Origin of the sequence: Acidipropionibacterium virtanenii (genome assembly GCF_003325455.1) — a bacterium.
GTDB lineage: Bacteria > Actinomycetota > Actinomycetes > Propionibacteriales > Propionibacteriaceae > Acidipropionibacterium > Acidipropionibacterium virtanenii.
Genome location: NZ_CP025198.1, coordinates 2,522,316 through 2,541,798 on the forward strand (window position 1 = coordinate 2,522,316; position 19,483 = coordinate 2,541,798).

General features: G+C 70.9%; 18 protein-coding genes and 1 tRNA gene. 5 read left to right on the top strand and 14 right to left on the bottom strand.

Features of this window, described 5'->3' with window-relative positions:
* Positions 1 to 79: 79 nt before the first annotated feature.
* The 3 genes from JS278_RS11690 to JS278_RS11700 all read right to left on the bottom strand — a co-directional run bounded on the left by JS278_RS11690 (position 80) and on the right by JS278_RS11700 (position 2,700).
* Positions 80 to 1,012 carry a ribose-phosphate diphosphokinase gene (locus JS278_RS11690; RefSeq protein ID WP_245935314.1) on the bottom strand — a complete coding sequence of 311 codons (933 nt, stop codon included), beginning with the start codon at positions 1,010 to 1,012 and terminating at the stop codon, positions 80 to 82.
* Positions 1,013 to 1,044: 32 nt separating this feature from the next.
* The gene (gene glmU / locus JS278_RS11695) at positions 1,045 to 2,547 is read right to left on the bottom strand and encodes a bifunctional UDP-N-acetylglucosamine diphosphorylase/glucosamine-1-phosphate N-acetyltransferase GlmU (protein WP_114045341.1); all 1,503 of its coding nucleotides are present in this window, start codon (positions 2,545 to 2,547) and stop codon (positions 1,045 to 1,047) included.
* Positions 2,548 to 2,621: 74 nt separating this feature from the next.
* Positions 2,622 to 2,700: transfer RNA gene (locus JS278_RS11700), tRNA-Gln, on the bottom strand.
* 167 nt (positions 2,701 to 2,867) lie between these two features.
* Between JS278_RS11700 and JS278_RS11705 the strand changes: the two genes are divergently transcribed.
* The gene (locus JS278_RS11705; protein ID WP_114045342.1) at positions 2,868 to 3,488 is read left to right on the top strand and encodes a TetR/AcrR family transcriptional regulator; all 621 of its coding nucleotides are present in this window, start codon (positions 2,868 to 2,870) and stop codon (positions 3,486 to 3,488) included.
* On the opposite strand, the gene JS278_RS11710 is transcribed toward JS278_RS11705, so the two are convergent.
* The 5 genes from JS278_RS11710 to rsmI are packed head-to-tail and all read right to left on the bottom strand — an operon-like array spanning position 3,454 to position 7,543.
* Positions 3,454 to 3,975: a MarR family winged helix-turn-helix transcriptional regulator gene (locus JS278_RS11710; RefSeq protein WP_114045343.1), complete on the bottom strand. Its 522-nt coding sequence runs from the start codon at positions 3,973 to 3,975 to the stop codon at positions 3,454 to 3,456. The two genes, JS278_RS11705 and JS278_RS11710, sit on opposite strands and share 35 nt — an antisense overlap.
* Before the next feature lie 4 nt (positions 3,976 to 3,979).
* Positions 3,980 to 4,936, bottom strand: a complete 957-nt coding sequence (locus JS278_RS11715) for a 4-(cytidine 5'-diphospho)-2-C-methyl-D-erythritol kinase (protein ID WP_425451440.1) — start codon at positions 4,934 to 4,936, stop codon at positions 3,980 to 3,982.
* Positions 4,933 to 5,796 carry a 16S rRNA (adenine(1518)-N(6)/adenine(1519)-N(6))-dimethyltransferase RsmA gene (gene rsmA / locus JS278_RS11720; RefSeq protein ID WP_114046300.1) on the bottom strand — a complete coding sequence of 288 codons (864 nt, stop codon included), beginning with the start codon at positions 5,794 to 5,796 and terminating at the stop codon, positions 4,933 to 4,935. Before rsmA ends, JS278_RS11715 begins: the two co-directional genes overlap by 4 nt.
* On the bottom strand, positions 5,793 to 6,686 hold the full coding sequence (locus JS278_RS11725) for a TatD family hydrolase (RefSeq protein WP_114045344.1): 894 nt from the start codon (positions 6,684 to 6,686) through the stop codon (positions 5,793 to 5,795). Before JS278_RS11725 ends, rsmA begins: the two co-directional genes overlap by 4 nt.
* A complete protein-coding gene (gene rsmI, locus JS278_RS11730; protein ID WP_114045345.1) occupies positions 6,683 to 7,543 on the bottom strand; it encodes a 16S rRNA (cytidine(1402)-2'-O)-methyltransferase in 861 nt (286 codons plus the stop codon). Before rsmI ends, JS278_RS11725 begins: the two co-directional genes overlap by 4 nt.
* 92 nt (positions 7,544 to 7,635) lie before the next feature.
* Here rsmI and JS278_RS11735 point away from each other — a divergent pair, with 92 nt between their 5' ends.
* Positions 7,636 to 9,165, top strand: coding sequence for a dolichyl-phosphate-mannose--protein mannosyltransferase (locus JS278_RS11735; protein ID WP_114045346.1), 1,530 nt, complete (start codon positions 7,636 to 7,638; stop codon positions 9,163 to 9,165).
* A gap of 37 nt (positions 9,166 to 9,202) precedes the next feature.
* The gene (locus JS278_RS11740; protein WP_114045347.1) at positions 9,203 to 10,681 is read left to right on the top strand and encodes a uracil-xanthine permease family protein; all 1,479 of its coding nucleotides are present in this window, start codon (positions 9,203 to 9,205) and stop codon (positions 10,679 to 10,681) included.
* A 2-nt stretch (positions 10,682 to 10,683) separates the two neighbouring features.
* Here the strand turns inward: JS278_RS11740 and JS278_RS11745 are convergent, their stop codons facing one another.
* The 3 genes from JS278_RS11745 to JS278_RS11755 are packed head-to-tail and all read right to left on the bottom strand — an operon-like array spanning position 10,684 to position 14,328.
* Positions 10,684 to 11,979, bottom strand: a complete 1,296-nt coding sequence (locus JS278_RS11745) for a serine/threonine-protein kinase (protein WP_147243198.1) — start codon at positions 11,977 to 11,979, stop codon at positions 10,684 to 10,686.
* 46 nt (positions 11,980 to 12,025) lie between these two features.
* Entirely contained in the window at positions 12,026 to 13,579 is a 1,554-nt protein-coding gene (locus tag JS278_RS11750; RefSeq protein ID WP_245935101.1) for a 5-oxoprolinase subunit B/C family protein, read from the bottom strand.
* Complete coding sequence (locus tag JS278_RS11755; RefSeq protein ID WP_114045349.1) at positions 13,576 to 14,328, bottom strand: LamB/YcsF family protein; 753 nt, start codon at positions 14,326 to 14,328, stop codon at positions 13,576 to 13,578. The genes JS278_RS11750 and JS278_RS11755 overlap by 4 nt, the downstream gene beginning before the upstream one ends.
* Before the next feature lie 72 nt (positions 14,329 to 14,400).
* On the opposite strand from JS278_RS11755, the gene JS278_RS11760 reads away from it, so the two are divergent.
* Positions 14,401 to 16,083, top strand: a complete 1,683-nt coding sequence (locus JS278_RS11760; protein ID WP_114045350.1) for an ABC-ATPase domain-containing protein — start codon at positions 14,401 to 14,403, stop codon at positions 16,081 to 16,083.
* 113 nt (positions 16,084 to 16,196) lie between these two features.
* A complete protein-coding gene (locus JS278_RS11765; protein WP_114045351.1) occupies positions 16,197 to 16,406 on the top strand; it encodes a CsbD family protein in 210 nt (69 codons plus the stop codon).
* Between the two features lie 39 nt (positions 16,407 to 16,445).
* Here the strand turns inward: JS278_RS11765 and JS278_RS11770 are convergent, their stop codons facing one another.
* From JS278_RS11770 to JS278_RS11780, 3 genes are read right to left on the bottom strand one after another with little or no spacing between them, the layout of a single operon-like run.
* Complete coding sequence (locus JS278_RS11770) at positions 16,446 to 17,123, bottom strand: DUF6320 domain-containing protein (RefSeq protein WP_245935102.1); 678 nt, start codon at positions 17,121 to 17,123, stop codon at positions 16,446 to 16,448.
* A complete protein-coding gene (locus JS278_RS11775; RefSeq protein WP_114045353.1) occupies positions 17,120 to 18,421 on the bottom strand; it encodes an alcohol acetyltransferase in 1,302 nt (433 codons plus the stop codon). The genes JS278_RS11770 and JS278_RS11775 overlap by 4 nt, the downstream gene beginning before the upstream one ends.
* A complete protein-coding gene (locus tag JS278_RS11780) occupies positions 18,418 to 19,392 on the bottom strand; it encodes an alpha/beta hydrolase (protein ID WP_114045354.1) in 975 nt (324 codons plus the stop codon). The genes JS278_RS11775 and JS278_RS11780 overlap by 4 nt, the downstream gene beginning before the upstream one ends.
* Positions 19,393 to 19,483: the final 91 nt, after the last annotated feature.

Genomic DNA, 19,483 nt, shown 5'->3' on the forward strand with positions numbered 1-19,483 from the left:
GTGGGGACGCCCGGGGCTCCGGGCAGCCAGTCGATCACGGACCCGCAGGTCCCTCGCCAAGCGTTCCGGAGTATACAGCTCAGCGGAACAGCTGCGCCACCGAGCCGTCCTCGAAGACCTGCTGGATGGCCTTGGCGATGAGCGGGGCGATGGACAGCACCGTCATCTTCGGGATCTCGACCCCGTCGGGCACCTGAAGGGTGTTGGTGACGATGAGCTCCTGGATCGGGGAGGCGTTGATCCGGTCGGCCGCCGGGCCCGAGAGCACCGGGTGGGTCGCCGCGGCGATCACCTTCGTGGCGCCGTGATCCTCCAGGGCCTTGGCAGCCTGGCAGATGGTGCCGGCGGTGTCGATCATGTCGTCGACCAGGATGCAGGTCTTGCCCCCGACCTTGCCGACCACCTCGTGGGTGGTGGCCTCGTTGGCCTTGTTGGGGTCGCGGCGCTTGTGGATGATGGCCAGCTGACAGCCCAGCTTGTCGGTCCACTGATCGGCCAGCCGCACGCGTCCGGCGTCCGGGGAGACGACCACGATGTCCTCCTGGCCGTACTTGTCCTTGACGTAGTCCGACAGCACCGGCAGTGCCCACAGGTGATCCACAGGGCCGTCGAAGAAGCCCTGGATCTGGGCGGCGTGCAGGTCCACGGCCATGATCCGATCGGCCCCGGCGGCGGTGAACAGATCGGCCATCAGGCGGGCGGAGATGGGCTCGCGACCCAGGTGCTTCTTGTCCTGGCGGGCGTAGGGGTAGAAGGGGGCCACGACGGTGATCCGCTTGGCGGAGGCCCGCTTCAGGGCGTCGATCATGATGAGCTGCTCCATCATGGCCTCGTTGACGGGGGCGCAGTGGGACTGGACGACGAAGGCGTCGCAGCCGCGCACCGACTCCTCGAACTGCACGTAGATCTCGGAATTGGCGTAGGTCACCTGGCGCGACGGCACCAGCTCGACCCCCAGTTCCTGGCCGATCTCCTCGGCCAGTTCGGGGTATGCCCGCCCCGAACACAGCATCAGGTGTTTGTAGTTGGGTCGCGTGGCACCGCTCACAGATGTTCCTCCGGGCTGGATGTGGTTCCTGGTGTTCCGGACCTGTGGCCCGAGCTCTGTGAGGGAGCCTCATGCTCCTGATGCCGGGCCACCCAGCCCGGGCTGATGTGGCCGCGCTCCCTCGCGATGGCCAGTGCTCCTGCGGGGACGTCCTGCGTGATGGTCGATCCGGCCGCCAGGAAGGACCCCTCGGCGATGTCGACGGGCGCCACGATCACGACATTCGACCCGACGAAGGCCCCGTCACCCACCGTCGTGGTGCTGGTGGTGCTCCCGTCGGTGTTGGCGAACATGGCCCCCGCGCCGATGGTGACGTCTCGTCCCACGGTGACGTCGCCGGCGTAGACGAGCCGGGGCACCGCGGTGCCCGAGCCCAGGTGCGCATTCTTGGTCTCGACGAAGGCGCCGATCCGCACCCCGGCGTCGAGCACCGTTCCCGGCCTCAGGTTGGCCCACGGGCCCACCCGCACTCCCTCGCCCACCACGGCCAGGGTGGCCTCGGTGCGGCTGACGACGGCCCCGGCCCCGACCTCGCAGTCGGTCAGGGTGGTGTCAGGCCCGATCGTGGCCCCTTCGCCGACGCTGGTGGCGCCGTTGAGCAGAGTGCCGGGAAGGATCGTCACGTCGGTGCCCAGATCGACATCGGGCTGGATCCAGGTGGTGTCCGGGTCGGCGACGGTGACGCCGGCTCGCATCCAGCCCTCGAGAATCCGCCGATTGACCTCAGCGTTGATCCGGGCCAGCTGCACCCGGTCGTTGACCCCTTCGGTCTGCCACAGGTCGTCGGTGCGATGGGCACCCACTCCGCCCCGGGACCTGTCGGCTCCCGACAGCCGCCCCGAGGCGGCCATCGTCACCACATCGGTGAGGTAGTACTCGCCCTGGGCATTGTCATTGGACAGGGCGGCGACGCCCTGCTGGAGTGCCTCGGCGTCGAATACGTAGATCCCCGAGTTGATCTCGGAGATGAGTCGCTGGGTGGGGCTGGCGTCCTTGTGCTCGATGATCCCGGTGACCCTCTCCCCCTGCCGCAGGATCCTCCCGTAGCCGGTGGGATCGGGCACGTCCGCGGTGAGCACGGTGGCCAGATATCCGCCGTCGCGGTGGGCCCGGACCAGATCGGCCAGCGTCTGGGAGGTGAGCATCGGGACATCGCCGTAGGTCACCACGACCTCGCCGCCCAGATCGCCGAGGCCCTCCAGGCCCCGGGCCACCGCATGGCCCGTGCCCTTCTGCTCGGCCTGCACGGCGGTCGCCACATCGGGGGCGTCCTCGGCCAGATGGGCCTCGACCTGATCGCGCAGGTGACCCACCACGACGACGAGATGGTCGGGGTGCAGCCCTCTGGCCGCAGCCACCGCCCAGGACAGCATGGGCCGGCCGGCCACCTCGTGGAGCAGCTTGGACCTCTGCGATTTCATCCGGGTGCCCCCGCCGGCCGCCAGCACGATGACTGCTGACACCCCACTGATCTCGGGCTGGTCGCTCGTCGTGGTCAACGTCTCACTCCCCTGTCCTGTCGCACAGTCCGCCTGTCCCCAGTCTGTCGCACCTCGGGCGGGATGGCCACCCGCTCCCCGGGCAGGAGTCGAACCTGCGTCGCTGATCCTGATTCAAAGTCAGGCGGGCCCTGCCGACAGACCAACCGGGGACTGCAGCACCGACGCGGCCGATCGCAGTTCCAACAAGCGGCCCCCACGATACGGCACCCACCCTCGCCCCGGCCATCGGGAGCGCTCCGGGTATCTTCAGGTCCATGACAGATCCCGCTCCCGGGGACGCCCGTGAGGCCGTCGTCCGCCGGCACACGAGGGTGCGGATGACCAGCGCCCAGCGCCGCGACCAGCTCATCAGGGTGGCCCGCGGCCTGTTCGCCGCCAACGGCGTCGACGGCACCTCGGTCGAGGAGATCGCCTCCACGGCCCGGGTCTCGAAGCCGGTGATCTACGAGCACTTCGGCTCCAAGGACGGCCTCTACGCGGTGGTGGTCGACCGCGAGGTCCAGCTTCTGCAGAGCAACCTCCTCAAGGCGCTCACCCGCCCCCATCAGAGCCCCCGCAGCATCCTGGAGTCCGGCGTCTTCGCCCTGCTCGACTACATCGACACCCACCCCGACGGTTTCCGGATCATCTCCCGGGACTCCTCGGTGGGCACCTCCACCGGCTCCTACGCGTCGATCCTGTCCGACGTCGCGGGCTGGGTCGAGGGCCTGCTCACCGAGGACTTCAGCCGGCACGGGTACGAGCCGAGCTTCGCCGGGATCTACGCCCAGGCGCTCACCGGGATGGTCGGCATGGCCGGCCAGTCCTGGCTCGACGACCGGCAGCCGTCCAAGGAGGTGATGGCGGCCCACCTGGTCGATCTGGCCTTCAACGGCCTGGCCCGCCTCTCGCCCTCCCCGCACCTCACCCGTGCGACGGCCCGCCTCCGCGGGGACTGACGCGATTCTCCTGATGGCCCAGCACCGCCCGCAGCCCGCCGCCCAGCCGTTCGACGTCGCCGCGATCCAGGTCGTCCAGGAGCCGACCCTCTGAGGCCAGCAGATCCGACAGCGCCCCGTCCACCCGGTCGCGGCCCTCATCGGTGAGCTCCACCAGGGCGCTGCGCCCGTCGGAGGGGTGACGCCGGCGTCGCACCAGGCCGCGCTCCGACAGTCTGGAGATCCGGTTGGTCATGGTGCCCGACGCCACCTCGAGCTCGGCCAGCAGCTGGCCGGGGCTCATCCGGTAGGGCTCGCCGCTGCGCCGCAGGGCCGCCAGCACGTCGAACTCCCAGGTCTCCAGGTCGTGGTGGGCGAAGGACCGGGAGCGCTCCCTGTCCAGCAGCCGGGACAGCCGGGTGACCCGCGACCAGACCTCCATCAGCCCGACCGGAAGGTCCGGGCGCTCCCTGGTCCACGCCGCGATGATGCGATCGACCGAATCCATCGCCTCAGCCCCCCGCCTCGAGCGTGCCGGCCATCAGCTGGGCCCCCTGGGCGGGACCCCTGGCCAGCTTCACCGCACTCACCCGTGGCAGGCCGCGCAGGCTCTTGGCCACTGAGCGTCCGATGGCCTCCCCGCCGACCAGGAAGGCCACCGTCGGCCCCGATCCCGAGATCAGGCCGGCCATCGCCCCGGCCTCGATCCCCGCTTCCAGCACCCCGGCGAGCTCGGGGCGCAGGTCCAGGGCGGCGTCCTGCAGGTCGTTGCCCAGGCCTCCGGCGACGGCGTCGATGTCCCCCCTGGTGAGCGCCGCGATGAGGGCCGTGGGGACGAGGTCTCCCGCGCCTCCTCCGAGCTCGTCGAACCGCCGGTAGACGCCCGGCGTCGACAGCCCCTCCTCCGCGGTCGCGAAGACCCAGTGGTGGGTGCCGCGGAAGATCACCGGCACCAGCCGGTCCCCGCGTCCGCGGCCCAGCGCCACCCCGCCGATCAGGGCGAAGGGGACGTCGGAGCCCAGTTCGGCGGCCAGATCGTGCAGGTCTCCGGGGCCGGTGTCGATGTCCCACAGCACTGAGCACGCGAGCAGCGCCCCGGCGGCGTCGGCGGAGCCACCGGCCATGCCGCCGGCCACCGGGATGGACTTCACGATGTGGATGTCGGCCCCTAGGTGGGGACCGGCCCATCTGCTGCGCATCAGCTCGGCGGCCCGGCAGGCGAGGTTCGTCTCATCGGTCGGCACCAGATCGGCCTGCGCGCCCTCCACAGTCACGGTGATCGCGCCGTCGTCGCGCGGCCCCGCGGTGATGACGTCGTGGATCCCGACGGCCTCGAAGACGGTGGCCAGCGGATGGAAGCCGTCCTCGGACCGCGGGCCCACCCCCAGCGCCAGATTCACCTTGGCCGAGGCCCTCACCGTCACCGGCGGGGTTCTGGGCGTCGTGCGTGGTGTGCTGGCCATGGTCACACCGTATCCGCACGGCGGGGTCCGACGATCCGTTCGGCGATCCGGGAGAATTCCTCGATTCCCAGTGCCTCCCCGCGCAGGGTCGGATCGATGCCGGCGGCGGCGATCAGCTCGGAGGCCCTCGACGATCCGCCGCACAGACCCGCGCATGCCGAGCGCAGCATCTTGCGACGGTTGGCGAATGCGGCGTCGATCACCGCGAAGACCTCCTCGCGGGTGGCCGAGGTCTCCGGCGGCTCGCGCCGGGTGATGCGCACCAGGCCGGACTCGACGTTGGGCACCGGCCAGAAGACCGAGGCCGGCACGGTGCCCGTCCGGGAGGCCTCGGCGTACCAGGCCAGTTTGGCGCTGGGGACGCCGTAGACCTTCGAGCCGGGTGGGACCACCAGCCGGTCGGCGACCTCCAGCTGCACCATCACCAGGCCCCTGCTCCACTCCGGCGAGATCTCCAGCAGATGCAGCAGCACCGGCACCGAGACGTTGTAGGGCAGGTTGGCGACCAGTGCGGTGGGCGCCTCGGGCAGCGCCGGAACCTTGAGAGCGTCGCCGGTGACCAGTGTCAGTCTCCCGGCGGCCTCCGGCATCCGTGCGGCGACGGTGAGCGGAAGCTGGGCGGCCAGCACCTCGTCGAGTTCGATCGCCATCACCTGCGCGCCGGTCTCCAGCAGCCCCAGGGTCAGCGATCCGAGTCCCGGCCCCACCTCCACCACCCGGTCGTCGGCCCCCACCCCGGCGGCGGTGACGATCCGGCGCACCGTGTTGGCATCGTGGACGAAGTTCTGACCGCGGGTCTTGGTGGGCCGCAGCCCGATCCGCTCCGCCAGCTCACGGATCTCCCGGGGGCCCAGCAGTCCGCTCATCGCCCCTCGCCCCCGGCCGACCACCCGCCGCCGTAGGCGGCCGAGGCGTTGACGTCCAGCATCCGGCAGCAGGTCATCTCGTCGAGGCCCAGCCGGTCGGCGACGAAGCGGGCGGTGTGGGCCACCAGGTAGGGGCCGTTGAGCTTGCCGCGCCGCGGCGCCGGGGTGAGGAAGGGCGCGTCGGTCTCCACCAGGATCCTTTCGTGCGGGGCCAGCGCGAGGGCCTCGCGCTGGGGTCCGGCGGAGTTGAAGGTCACCACGCCGGCGAAGGACAGCCAGGCGCCGTGATCCAGGCAGCGGCGGGCCAGCTCGGCTCCGCCGGAGAAGCAGTGCATGATGACGCGGTCGGGCCAGCCCTCGGCGTCGAGGACGTCGAGGACGTCGTCGTGCCCGTCGCGGTCGTGGATGGCCAGGGTGAGGCCGTGGGCCTTCGCGATCGCGATATGGGCGGCGAAGGCTTCGCGCTGGACGCGTCGGCCCTGGTCGTCGCGGGTGCGGTAGAGGTCGATGCCGGTCTCCCCGACGGCCCGCACGTGCGGCCCGGCACCTGCCAGCCTGTCGATCTCGGCGATCGCCTCCGTCAGGGCGGCGGGCGAGTCGGCCGCCAGCCGCGCCGCGTCATTGGGATGGATCGCCACCGCGGCGACGACGCCGTCGTGGCGGCGCGCCAGCTCCTCGGCGAAACGGGAGCCGGCGACGTCGCAGCCCACCTGCACGATCCTGGCGACTCCGACCCTGGTGGCGGCCTCCAGGGACTCCTCGGGGGTCAGCCCCGCCATCTCGGCGACCGTGTCCAGGTGGGTGTGGGAATCGGCGATCGGGGCGGCAAGGGGTTCGGGCAGCAGGGGCAGACCCAGAGCCCCGAGCCGCTCGGCGAGGGCGGCGCTCATCGTCCCTCCATCTGGTGCTGAGCGGCCAGCACGGCGTCGTAGAGGCTGCGACGATCCACCCCGCCGCTGCGCGCCACCTCGCCCACCACGGCCGACATCTTCTCCCCCGCCTCGACCCGCCGGCCGACCTCCTCGGCGGCCTGCGCCAGGCTCAGCCGCGGTCCGCGGGCCCCGTCGATGACGACGGTGATCTCGCCGCGGGCGTTCTCGCGCGCCCAGCCGGCCAACTCGGCGAGAGTGCCGCGGCGCACCTCCTCATGGGTCTTGGTGAGTTCGCGGCAGACGGCGGCCTGACGGTCGGCGCCGAGTTCATCGGCGGCGGCGCTCAGCAGGTCGGCCAGTCGGTGCGGGGCCTCGTAGACCACCATGGTGCGCGGCTCGGCGGCCAGTTCTGCCAGCGCGTGGCGGCGCTCGCCGGCCTTGCGGGGCAGGAACCCTTCGAAGCAGAACCGGTCGGTCGGCAGTCCCGAGACCGCCAGGGCGGTGGTGACGGCGGTGGGTCCGGGCACCGAGGTGACCGCGATCCCCTCCTCGACGGCGGCGCGCACGAGCCGGAACCCCGGATCCGAGACCGAGGGCATCCCGGCGTCGGTCACCACCACGACGTCATGGCCGGCTCTCAGCTCGTCGAGCAGCTGGGGCAGGCGCCGGGACTCATTGCCCTCGAAGAAGCTCACCACCTTCGCCGACGTCGTCACCTCCAGGCGGCGCAGCAGATCGTGGAATCTGCGGGTGTCCTCGGCCGCGATGACGTCGGCGGTCCCCAGGATGTCCAGAAGTGCCTGCGATGCGGTGCGCCGGTCGCCGATCGGCGTACCCGCCAGCACCACCCGCCCGGCTGTCGTCTCCTCGCTCACCGGGCCATCCTCCCACGCCCTCTACGATGGGCCGGGTGAGTGCCACGACCCGTCCCCCTGCCAGTACCGTCGACCGGCTTGATGACGGACGGATGAGTGACAGGTTCTCCAGCTGGGTGGTCACGCTCGTCATCACCTTCCTCGCGCTCGTCCTGCGGCTCCACGACGTGGGCACCCCGAACCGGCTGGTCTTCGACGAGACGTACTACCCCAAGGACGCCTGGACCCTGCTCAAGCAGGGCTACGAGGGGTCCTGGCCCGACGCGAAGACCGCCAACGCCGACATCGTCAACGGCATCACCACCATCTGGACCCCCGACGCCGAGTTCGTGGTCCATCCTCCGCTCGGCAAGTGGCTGATCGCCGCCGGCGAGCAGATCTTCGGGATGACCCCTTTCGGCTGGCGTTTCGCCTCGGTGGTCTTCGGCTCCCTGATGGTGCTGATGGTCATCAGGCTGGCCCGCAGGCTGTCGCGCTCGACCCTGGTCGGCGCCATCGCCGGGGTGCTCATCAGCCTGGACGGGTTGTCCTTCGTGATGAGCCGCACCGGCCTGCTGGACATCTTCCAGGCCTTCTTCCTGGTCGCCGGGGTGGCCGCCGTGGCCGCCGACCGGGACTGGTTCAGACACCGGCTGGCCGATCATCTGCGCGACGCCGGGAGGCTCAACCTGGGCGGCGCCTACGGGCCGCTGCTGCTGGTGCGCCCCTGGCGCCTGGCCGCCGGGCTCATGTTCGGCTGCGCCACCGCGGTGAAGTGGAACTCCATGTTCGTGCTGGCCGCGATGGGCATCGTGTCGGTCTGCTGGGACTGGTCGGCCAGACGCCTGGCCGGGGCCGGGCGGAGGTCCTGGTGGTCGCTGCTGCGCGACGGCGTGCCGGCCTTCATCCAGCTCATCGTTCTCGCCTCGGGGGTCTACCTGGTCAGCTGGGCCCGCTGGCTCCAGGCCTACCCGCGGATGAAGTTCGGCTCAGGCTGGGCCGGGCCGTCCCCCGATCCCGCCCTGGCGAAGGTGATCGGTCGCCCGCTGGCCGCCCTGTGGGACTACCACAAGCAGATCTACGCCTTCCACACCGGCGACTACATGAAGAGCCAGACGCACGTCTACTCGGCCAACCCGTCGGGGTGGCTCATCAACCAGCGCCCGATCGGCATCGACGCCGTCAACGACATCAGGCCCGGCACGGACGGCTGCCAGGCCGTCAACGACACCTGCCTGAGAGTGATCTCGGCCACCGGGACCCCGGTGCTGTGGTGGATGGCGGCGATCGCCCTGGCCGCCGGCGTCGTGTGGTGGCTCGCCGGTCGGGACTGGCGGTTCACCCTGCCGATCGTGGCGATGGCCTCCACCTGGCTGCCCTGGTTCCGCTACGACGACCGGCCGCTGTTCTTCTTCTACGCGATCTGCATCATCCCGTTCACCGTGACGATCCTGGCCATCTGGCTCGGCCGGATTCTGGGGCCGGCCGAGGACTCGGCCAGACGCCGGATCGGTGCCGCGATCGTCGGGGTGGCGGTCGCCCTGGTGGCGATCGACTTCACCTTCATCTACCCGATCCTCACCGATCAGCTCATGACCCGGAAGGCCTGGCTGGCCCGGATGTGGTTTAGGAGCTGGATCTAGTTCGTCTGTACGCTTTCGGTCCGGAAAGGGGACAGGCATGATCTGGAAACTCCATAACGGAGGCCGACTCGAACCGGGCGAGGTGGTCGCCCCCGATGAGCGCCTCGGGTGGGGACGGACCGCCGGGCTGGGCGCGCAGCACGTGGTGGCGATGTTCGGGGCGACCTTCGTCTTCCCGGTGCTGATGGGCCTCAACCCGCAGCTCGCGGTGATGATGTCGGGCGTGGCGACCCTCATCTTCATCTTCGTCACCAAGCACGAGGTACCGAGCTATCTGGGGTCCTCGGCGGCTTTCCCCGGCGTGGCGACCGCCATCTACGCCTCGGGCGGCAGGCCGAGTGACGTCTCGGGGGCCCTCTTCGTCGTGGGTCTCACACTGTTCATCTGCGGCGTCATCATCCACATGGCGGGAGCCCGGGTGATCCACCGGGTACTGCCGCCCACGGTCACCGGCGCCGTCGTCATGCTCATCGGCTTCAACCTGGCCCCCGTGGTCGCCAACACCTACTGGCCGGTCGACCAGTGGACCGCGCTGATCACCATGATCGTGGTGGTCGTGCTGTCGGTGGGCCCGCGCGGGTTCCTCTCCCGCATCGCGATCTTCCTGTCCCTGGTCTTCGGATATCTGCTCAGCTGGCTGGAGGACCTTGTGCTGGGCCCGCTGACCCGCACCGTCGACGGGGTGACCACCACCGCCAACCGCGTCGACTGGAGCGGGGTGCGCAGCGCGGACTGGTTCGGGCTGCCGCCGGTCACCGACCTGGCGAACTGGAAGTTCACCATGGGTTCCAACGGTTCGGCCAACTTCGCGGCCAGCAATGTGGTGGGCTTCCACCTGCCCTCCTTCCACCTGGCCTTCATCCTGCTGGCACTGCCCGTGGTGATCGCGCTGATCGCCGAGAACACCGGCCATGTGAAGGCCGTCTCCGAGATGACCGGCAAGAACCTGGATCACCAGGTGGGCCGGGCCGTCGCCGCCGACGGCGCCACCTCCATGCTGGCCACCCTGCTGGGAGCGGGCCCCACCACCACCTACTCCGAGAACATCGGCGTGATGGCCGCCACCCGCGTCTACTCGACGGCCGCGTATGTGATCGCCGCCGTCGTGGCGATCCTGTTCGGCTTCTCCCCCAAGTTCGGGGCCGTCATCTCCGCCACTCCCGGCGGCGTGCTCGGCGGCATCTGCGTGGTGCTGTACGGCATGATCGGCCTGCTGGGAGCCAAGATCTGGCATGAGAACCGGGTCGACTTCGGCAATCCGGTGAACCTGGTGCCGGTTGCCGCCGGGATCATCATCGGGGTCGGCGACGTCTCCCTGAGGTTCACCGACGAGTTCACCCTGGGCGGCATCGCCCTGGGCACCATCGTCACGGTCGGCGTCTACCACCTGGCCCGCTGGCTGGCCCCCAAGGCGCTGTCGGACGCCGCCGGCGGGACGAACATCATCCTGGACACACCGGGCATGTACAAGGACAGCACGCGGGCCCACAACGTCAGATCCGAACGCGACGCCTAGCCTCAGAGCAGCAGCAGGATGACGATCACGATGAGCGCCACCCCGGCCGTGATTCCCGCGCCGAGGACGATGTCCTTGGCGGTGGTTCCCGAGGAGGCCCTCGCCCGCGGCATGTTCACCGAGGCCGGGCTCTGCGGCACCGGGCTCTGCGGCCCGGGGCTCCGCGGCACTGGACCGGAGGGCCGGGGCCCGCTGCCCGGAGCCGGACTCCAGGTCTGAGGACGAGGCCCCTGGTTCGGGGGCGTTCCGCCTCCGGGCGGGCCGCCGTAGCCGCCGTTGCGCGGCCGGGCCCCGCCGTAGGGGACGCCCTGCGGGGCGCTGGCCTGCCCGGCCGGCACCCGGTTGGGCGCCGCCGGCATCCGCTGCGAGGGGATCGAGGGCCCGCTCAGCGGGGAGGGGGACGCGGTGATCCGGGGCCCGCGGTTGGCGGGCCTGACCCCCGGCAGCGGCTTCGTGGAGCTGTCCGGCCCGTCGGGTCCCCAACCGGGAGGCAGTGCCGGGGTGCGGTCGGGGATGGCGATCCGGGCCAGGCCGAGGCCGCTGCGCACCCGCGCCAGCTCCTGGCGAGCCTCCGCGGCGCCCGGGAAGCGCCCGGTGACGTCGGACAGGCAGGCGACGATGAACCGGCCCAGGGGTGTGACGCGCTGCTCGGCGGCCAGCACCGGGGGTTCCTCCCCGACCGGCCGACCCGCGGTGAGCAGTTGGGCCATCACCACCCCGAGCGAGTAGATGTCCTGGGCGGGTTCGGGATCGGCTCCCATCCGCGCCTCGGGGGACATGAAGCCCGGGGTGCCGACGACCTCGGCCACCCGCGTCATCCGGGGTTCGCCGACCTTCGCCGCGATGCCGAAATCGGCCAGGCGGGCGTCGGGCAGGCCGGACGGGTTCGGCTCCATGAGGATATTGGCCGGCTTGATGTCGCGGTGCACCAGGCCGGCCTCATGGATGATCTCCAGGGCATCGAGCATCTGGTCGGCGATCCCGGCGACATAGCCGGGAGGCAACGGGCCGCGTTCGGTGAGCAGGGCGGAGACGGCGCCGCCGTGGACCAACGGCATGGAGAACATGATGCGGTCGTCCTCGCCGACCCATCCCAGGGGGGCGACGATGTGCGGATGGTCGAAACGCCAGCCGGTCTCCCGGACGAACCTCAGCAGCGAGGCAGAGTCCGACTGCTGAAGGACCTTCCCGGCGAGGTACCTGGAATCCCGGTGATCCCAGACGCGCCAGACATCTCCTGACCCGCCCCGTCCGAGCGGATCCACCAGCTCGTATCGCCCGCTGAAGATCTCACCCATCGGGTCCAAGTCTGCCAGTTGACGGGCCCACACTCCCAACTCCGGGCTATATGTGGACGTCGAACCCGAGTATCGCGCCCGGGGGCAGCTGCGCCAGCACGTCCAGATCCGACGGCTCCACGACCGCGATCACCGGATATCCCCCGGTCACCGGATGGTCGCGCATGAAGATCACCGGCAGGCCCCCGGTCGGCACCTGGACCGCCCCGGCCACGGTCGGCTCGCTGGCCAGCTCCCCCTGGTGCCGGCGTCGCAACGGCTCCCCCTCCAGGCGCAGCCCGATCCGGTTGGACTCACCGCTGACCACCCATCGCTGGGACGTCAACGAGGCCAGCGCATCGGCGTCGAACCAGTCGTCGCGCGGGCCCGGGCGCAGCCGGGCCACGACGTGTCCCTCGGGGATCGGCGTCGCGTCCATCTCCTGACGGCCGAATCCGTTCCACACCGGCCTCCCGACGGCCAGCAGGTCATCGGCGCGCAGCGGGCTCGGGCCCAGACCCGACATGACGTCGGTGGCCGCCGATCCCAGCACTCGCGGCACCTCGAGCCCGCCCTTGACGGCCAGGTAGTTGCGCAGCCCACGAGTGGGCGCACCCACTGTCAGGATGTCGCCGTCATCCAGCAGGACCGGGGCGTTGTGATCCGGATTCCAGGGCCGGCGCCGGGAACCGGCAGGATCCACTCGCAGCGGGCTGCGGGCACCGGTGACCGCGACCGTCCGTGCCCCGACGGCGCGCACCACCAGGCCCCCGGCGAGGCTCTCGATGACTGCCGCGGCGGGCGGGTTGCCGACGACGGCATTGGCCAGCCTGGCCGATCCGCGATCCATCGCCCCCGACTCGGCGGCGCCCATGTCGGCGTACCCGGGCCGGCCCAGGTCGGTGACGAGACTCTGCATCCCCGTCGCCACCACGGCCAGTCCCGCCGGCCCGGGACCTGCGGTGGCGGCCGTGACCGGGGCAGGGTCCACGACAGTCGCCGCCTCGCGCACCGCCTGGTACCGCACCCGATTCCCCGGGACGACGAGGGCCGGTGAGGCCCGGGAGACATCCCACAGCGGGGCCGCGGTGCGCCCGATCAGCTGCCATCCGCCCGGGGTGGTGCGCGGATAGGCGGCCGAGAACTGCCCGGCCAGCCCGACGGCGCCGGCCGGTACCGCGGTGCGGGGAGACGGTCTGCGGGGCACGTCCAGCCGGTGATTCTCGCCGACGCAGTAGGTGAATCCGGGAGCGAAACCGCCGAAGGCCGCCGTCCAGAGCTGACCGGTGTGGGCCTCGATGACGCCGTCGCGGCTCATCCCCAGCTGCTCGGCGACGGCGTCCAGATCCTCACCGTCGTAGCAGACCTCGAGGGTGACCAGGGCGTCGTCCCGGTCGACGGCCCGGTCCAGATCCAGCCCACGGACATGGCCGGCCAGAGCGCGTGCCGAGGCCGGGGTGTCGGCCCGCACCAGCACCGTGGTGGCGGCCGCCAGGACCTCCAGCTGCCCCGGTCCCGGGCGCGCCGTCAACTCGTCGTGAAGGGCCAGGACCCGCTGCAGGTCTCCCAGATCCACCAGGAGGGCGCGAGCCCCGACAGGCCGGATGTCCAGATCACTCATGCGAACCGTGTCACCTCGATCCCGGCATCGGTCAGCGCGCTGCGCACCGCCGCCGCGATGCCCACCGCACCGGGGGTGTCGCCGTGGACGCACACGCTGTCGGCGTCCAGATCCAGCACGCTGCCGTCGGCGGCGACGACCTGGTGATCGGCGGCCATCCGCACCACCCGCCGGCCGATCTCCGCGGGATCGTGGAGCACCGCCCCGGGCTCGCGACGGGAGACCAGGGTGCCGTCGGGGTTGTAGGCGCGGTCGGCGAAGGCCTCGTGGACCACGCGCAGGCCTTTCCGCCCGGCGATCCGGGCGATCTCTGAGCCGGGCAGGCACAGCACCGCCAGCGACTCGTCGACCTCCTTGATCGCATCGGCGACCGCGGTGGCCTGTGCGGTGTGGTGGACGATGGTGTTGTAGAGGGCGCCGTGCGGCTTGACGTAGGTCACCGGGGTGCCGACCACCCGTGCCATGGCCTGCAGGGCGCCGATCTGGTAGACCACCTCGTCGGTGAGTTCGGCCGGCGCCACGTCGACGAAGACCCGCCCGAAGTGGTGGAGGTCGCGGTAGGAGACGTGGGCGCCGACGGCCACGTCGTGGGCCGCGGCGGCGGTGATCGTCGAACGCATCACGCCGGGATCGCCGGCGTGGAACCCGCACGCGATGTTGGCGCTGGTGACGATCCGCATCATCGCCTCGTCGTCGCCCATGCGCCAGCTGGAGAATGACTCTCCCGAGTCCGAGTTCAGATCAATCATCGGTACTCCTCCTGCTGCGGAATTCTACGTGTCGATTGTGAGTCGGCGCCTTCGCGACGAGGATGGTCTCCCGTGCGAGACGTCAACGATCTGGAAGGCCTGCTGCGCGCGATCGACGGGCGCGGGTACGGCGGCTACAAGAGACTGTCGGGGGAGTTCGCGCTGCCGGGCTGGCGGATCGGCGTCGATCACGTCCAGGCCGATCCCTACGCCCCGCCGTCGCTGGTGCGGGTGATGGTCGACGCGGAGACGGCCGGCCTTCCCGACGATCTGGTCGACGACCGGGCCGGTCGCATCGCCACGGCCGACTTCCTCACCCGACGACTGATAGAGACCCTGCACGACCACCGGGAGATCTCCGCCGGACGGGTGGGCCAGGAGGTGCTGGAACGCACCCACGTGGCGATCCTGCCCGACCGCGTGGAGGCCCGCCTGGAGGTGCAGCTGCCCGCCGCGGGGCGCCGCGTCAAGGGCCGGCAGGCCTTCCGGATCCTGTCGCAGGAGCTGCCCGACGCCGCCGGGCGGGCCCTGCTGCACCGCAGTCTGGACGCCGGGGCGCTGCGCTCCCATGTCCGTCTGTTCCGGGACCAGGCGTGGCTGAGATCGCGGCTGCCCGAGCTGGGTCTGGTGGCCTTCGTCGGCGACGGGTCGGTGCTGCCGCGCCGTTCGGGGGACTCCGATCTGCCCCTGTCCGATCTGCCAGGGTCCGGCGCCGTGCCGTTCACCGCGCCCGAGTCGTTGCGGGTCGAGGTGAGCCTGCCGGGCGGCCGCAGGCTGGCCGGGATGGGCGTCCCGGAGGGGGTGACGGTGATCGTGGGCGGCGGCTACCACGGCAAGTCGACCCTGCTGCGGGCCCTGGAGCGCGGCGTCTACCCCCATGTCGGCGGGGACGGCCGCGAATGGGTCGTCACCCGGCGCGACGCCGTGGCGGTGCGCGCCGAGGACGGCCGGTCGGTGACCGGCACCGACATCTCGGCGTTCATCTCGCAGCTGCCCTCGGGCACCCGCACCGAGCGGTTCTCCACCACCAACGCGTCGGGTTCCACCTCGCAGGCGGCGGGGCTGGCCGAGGCCGTGGACGCCGGAGCCTCGGCGCTGCTCATCGACGAGGACACCTCGGCCACGAACTTCATGATCCGCGACGAGCGGATGCGCCGGCTGATCCCGGCCGACCGTGAGCCCATCACGCCCTTCGTGGACCGGGTGCGCCCGCTGAGACGCGAGCGCGGCGTCTCCACCGTGCTGGTGGCCGGCGGCTCGGGGGCCTTCTTCGACGTCGCCGACCACGTCATCGCGATGGAGCGCTACCGGCCCCGCGACGTCACCGCCCGCGCCCGCGGGATCGCCGGCATCGAGTCCCCTGCGGAGACCGCCACCTCGGTCTTCGGGCCGGCCGCCGAGCGCATCCCCGTCGACGGCTGCCTGCCACCGGTCGGCCGGCGCCGCCCGGTCAGGGCGCGCGGGCTGGGGGTCATCCAGGTGGACCACGAGACGATCGACCTGTCGGCACTGTCTCAGCTCGTCGACCCGGCCCAGACCTCGGCTGTCGCGCGTGCCCTCGACCGGATCTCCGAGCTGCTGGACGGCCACCTCGGCATCGATGACGCCGTGGCCCGGATCGACGCCATGATCGAGGCGGAGGGGCTGGACCGCCTGTCCGGGTTCCGCGGGCATCCGGGATTCCTGGCCCGGCCGAGGATCTTCGAGATCCGGGCGGCCCTGGACCGCTACCGGGGGCTGAGGCTGCGCCGCTGACCCCGCCCGTGGGCGATTCGGCCGGACATTCCCGGATGTCCTTGCCCGCGGCTGCGGACCGTGCAAGTGTGAAGAACACCAGCAGAACCACAGTATCGACACAGGAGGATCGTATGAGCGACGACCAGAGCCCCATCGACAAGATCTCCGGGAAGGCCAAGCAGGCCGCCGGGAAGGTGAGCGGCGACAGGGATCTCGAGGCCGAGGGCAAGGTGCAGGAGACCGAGGGCAAGCTGCGCGACGCCGCCGAGAACGCGAAGTCCACCCTCGGGGCGGTCGCCGACCGCGTCAAGGGCTCCGTCAACGAGAAGAAGAACGACTGACCGCGGCACCGGTGATGCCCCGGCCCCCCGGCCGGGGCATCACAGCCGCAGGCGCTTGACCAGCTCGTGGCCCATCTCACGGCGCTGGGTGAGGATCTGCACGATCAGAGCGAGGCCGCTCACCCCGATGCAGATGGCCGAGGCGATCGGGTTCGTCACCCATCCGAAGACCAGGAAGAGGATCGGCACCAGCCCCAGAAGCACCGTCAGGCCGGTGTAGACGGTGTAGTCGCCCACCTCCATGCGCATCATTCGCACCGCGATGAGCAGGGCGATGATCGCGAAGCCGCAGACGATCGGCACGACGTAGGTCAGCGACCAACGGTGCCATCCGGTGAGATAGTCCCAGTACGCGCACACCAGGCCCGCCAGCACCACCAGGTAGACGGTCCCCTTCGCGATATTGCGGCGCTTGCGCACCGCCATCACCACCACGAGCCACATCGCGGCGACCCCCAGCCAGATGGATCGCAGCACGCCGACGTCGGCCCCTCGCCGGAAGATCAGCTGGAGGCCGAAGGAGGCCAGGATCACCACCAGCGAGGTGAGGAAGAGCACTCGCAGCAGGCGGCGCCGGGAGAATCTCAGGGAGACCGTCGGGAGCGGGCTGTCGGCCGAGGCCCCCTCGGTGATGGCACCGCAGAGGGGGCACCGGGCCCACTCCCCCTCGATGCCGACCTCGCATTTCGGGCAGCTCCTCATGCCGGGCCGCGTCATGACGGTGCCCCGCTGATCTCGGCCTCGGTGACCCTCTCCATCGCCACCGTCACATCGATGCCCGCAGCGGTGAGCAGCCGTGCGAACTCCCGGACGTGCCCCACCTGGACGAAGGGGGAGGTGAAGCTCACGGTGAGCTGCCCGGCATGGGAGACGGCGCAGAACTGCGGCCGTACCGCCGCGGTGTGGAAGAGCATCCGGCCGACATGGGACTCGGCGGGCTGCGGAAGCGCCACCCGGCCGAGGTTGGACACCGCGACCGTCAGGGCCCGGTTGTTCCCCTGGTTGATGCCCTTGAGGATGTCGTTCTTGAGGGTGCTCGGCACGATTCTCAGAAGCGGCATCCGTTCGAACCGGATGAGCTTGTGCAGTTTGTGGTGGAGGGCCTCAGGGGTGACCCTCGGGCGGAACTGGGACTCCAGATCGCGGGCGACCGCCGCCACCGAGTTGTCGGCGGCGCGGTAATCGTGCTCGACCCGGATGGCGGCGAAGAAGTTCCTGGCCGAGGCCGAGGGAAAGTACTGCCTCAGGTTCACCGGGATCGACGCCGTCATCACCGGAGCCCGCCGTGTCGCCGGGGTGGCGCGGCGAACCGATTCCAGGAACAGGGCGGTCAGGTGGACCGTGAGCCCGACCCCCTCGGCGCGGGCCAGCGCCAGGACGTCTGCGGCAGGCATGGTGAGTTCGACGAGCCGGGTGCGGTCGTCGGGGGTGCGGGTGCCCCGGACGCGCTGGACGTGCCTGCCGAGCGGATGCCGGGGGGTCCGGCCTCCCGGCGCCGGACCGACGGGGCCACGGCCCCGGAAGTAGTGGGCGAAGCTGTCGGTGCTCAGCCCCTGGACCGGGTGGGCGTTCTTCACCGGTGGAACGGGATCGCCGGGGTGGCACAACCGGCAGTAGGCGTCCAGCAGGTCGGTGATGAACCACAGCGCGCCGGTGCCGTCGGACAGGGCATGGAAGGTCTCCAGGATGATTCGCCGCCGATGGTGCATCACCCGGAACAGCAGGTTCCGCCGGTCGGCCTGGTAGATCGGTGCGCAGGGATACTGCGCATCGGGTCCGACGGCGGGGCGCAGGTCGGAGTCCTGGAGGTAGTACCAGAAGATGCCGCGACGCAGCACGGCGTGGTAGAGCGGATAGTCGTCGTAGGTCTCATCGAGAGCCCGCTGCAGCAGCTCTGGATCGACGTCGTCGTCCATCTCGGCGCTGATCCGGAACACCTTGGGATCGATCTCGCTGCGAGCGGCGAGGAAGATGTTGGAGGCGTTGTCCAGCGCCACCCAGGCGCGCCGCGTCATGGCCGTCCCTGGCCGGGATCCTCGTCGAGGAAGGCGTTGATCGCGTCATAGGCCTCGCGCAGCGGCCGGGCGAATCGCGGCAGCGTGATGAATCCGTGCAGCGCACCGGGCTCCCGGAGGATCCGGACCCGGTTGCCGGCCTCCTGGAGGCGGCGCCCGTAGGCCTCCCCCTCGTCGCGCAGCAGATCCAGTTCGGCACTGATCACCAGGGTGTGGGGCTGGCCGGACAGATCGGTGGCCATCAGCGGGGAGACCCGGGGGCTTCTGCGCTCGGCCGGTTCGGGGGCGTAGAGCTCCAGGTAGTCCTGAACCTCCGTGTTGGTGAGCCGGTAGTCGGCGCCGTGCTCGCGCACCGATGCGAAGGGAGAGGTGCGAGGGTCGTGGTCCCAGTGGGTGACCGGATAGAGCAGGATCTGGCGGCTCGGCATCGCCGAGTGCTCCTCGCGCAGCATGAGGCAGGTGACGGCGGCCAGGTTGGCGCCGGCGGAGTCTCCGACCATGACGATCCGCGAGGGATCGGTGACACCGGCCAGACCGGGCTCCTCGAGGAGCAGCCGGGCGATCCGGTGGCAATCCTCCAGGCCGGCCGGGAAGGGGAACTCGGGAGCGAGCCGGTAGTCGACCGACGCGACGACGGCCCCGGTGAGCTCGGCCATGGTGAGGCAGGCCGGGGTGTAGGAGTCGATGTCTCCGGTGACCCACCCCCCGCCGTGGAAGAACAGCAACACCTCGTCGCGGCGCACTGTCGACGGTTCGAAGACGCGCACCGGGATGGAGTGGCCGCCGTCGGCCGAGCGCACCTCCCGGTCCAGGTCGTGGTAGCGCATCGCCGGCAGCGCCGCCATCTGACGCTGGAGCCGGCGGACCTTCTCGTAGTCCTCGCGCATGTTGACCCGCGGAGCGGCGAAGAGGCTCATCACGGCGCGCGCCAGCCGGCTGACGGGCCGGTGGGGCGCATGATCGGTTCCCATGGCACCAGCCTAGGGAGCAGGGGCCGATCCGAGGTGGGGACAGCCCGACAACCAGACGCCGGGCAACCTGATGTCGCGCGACCGGCAGGGC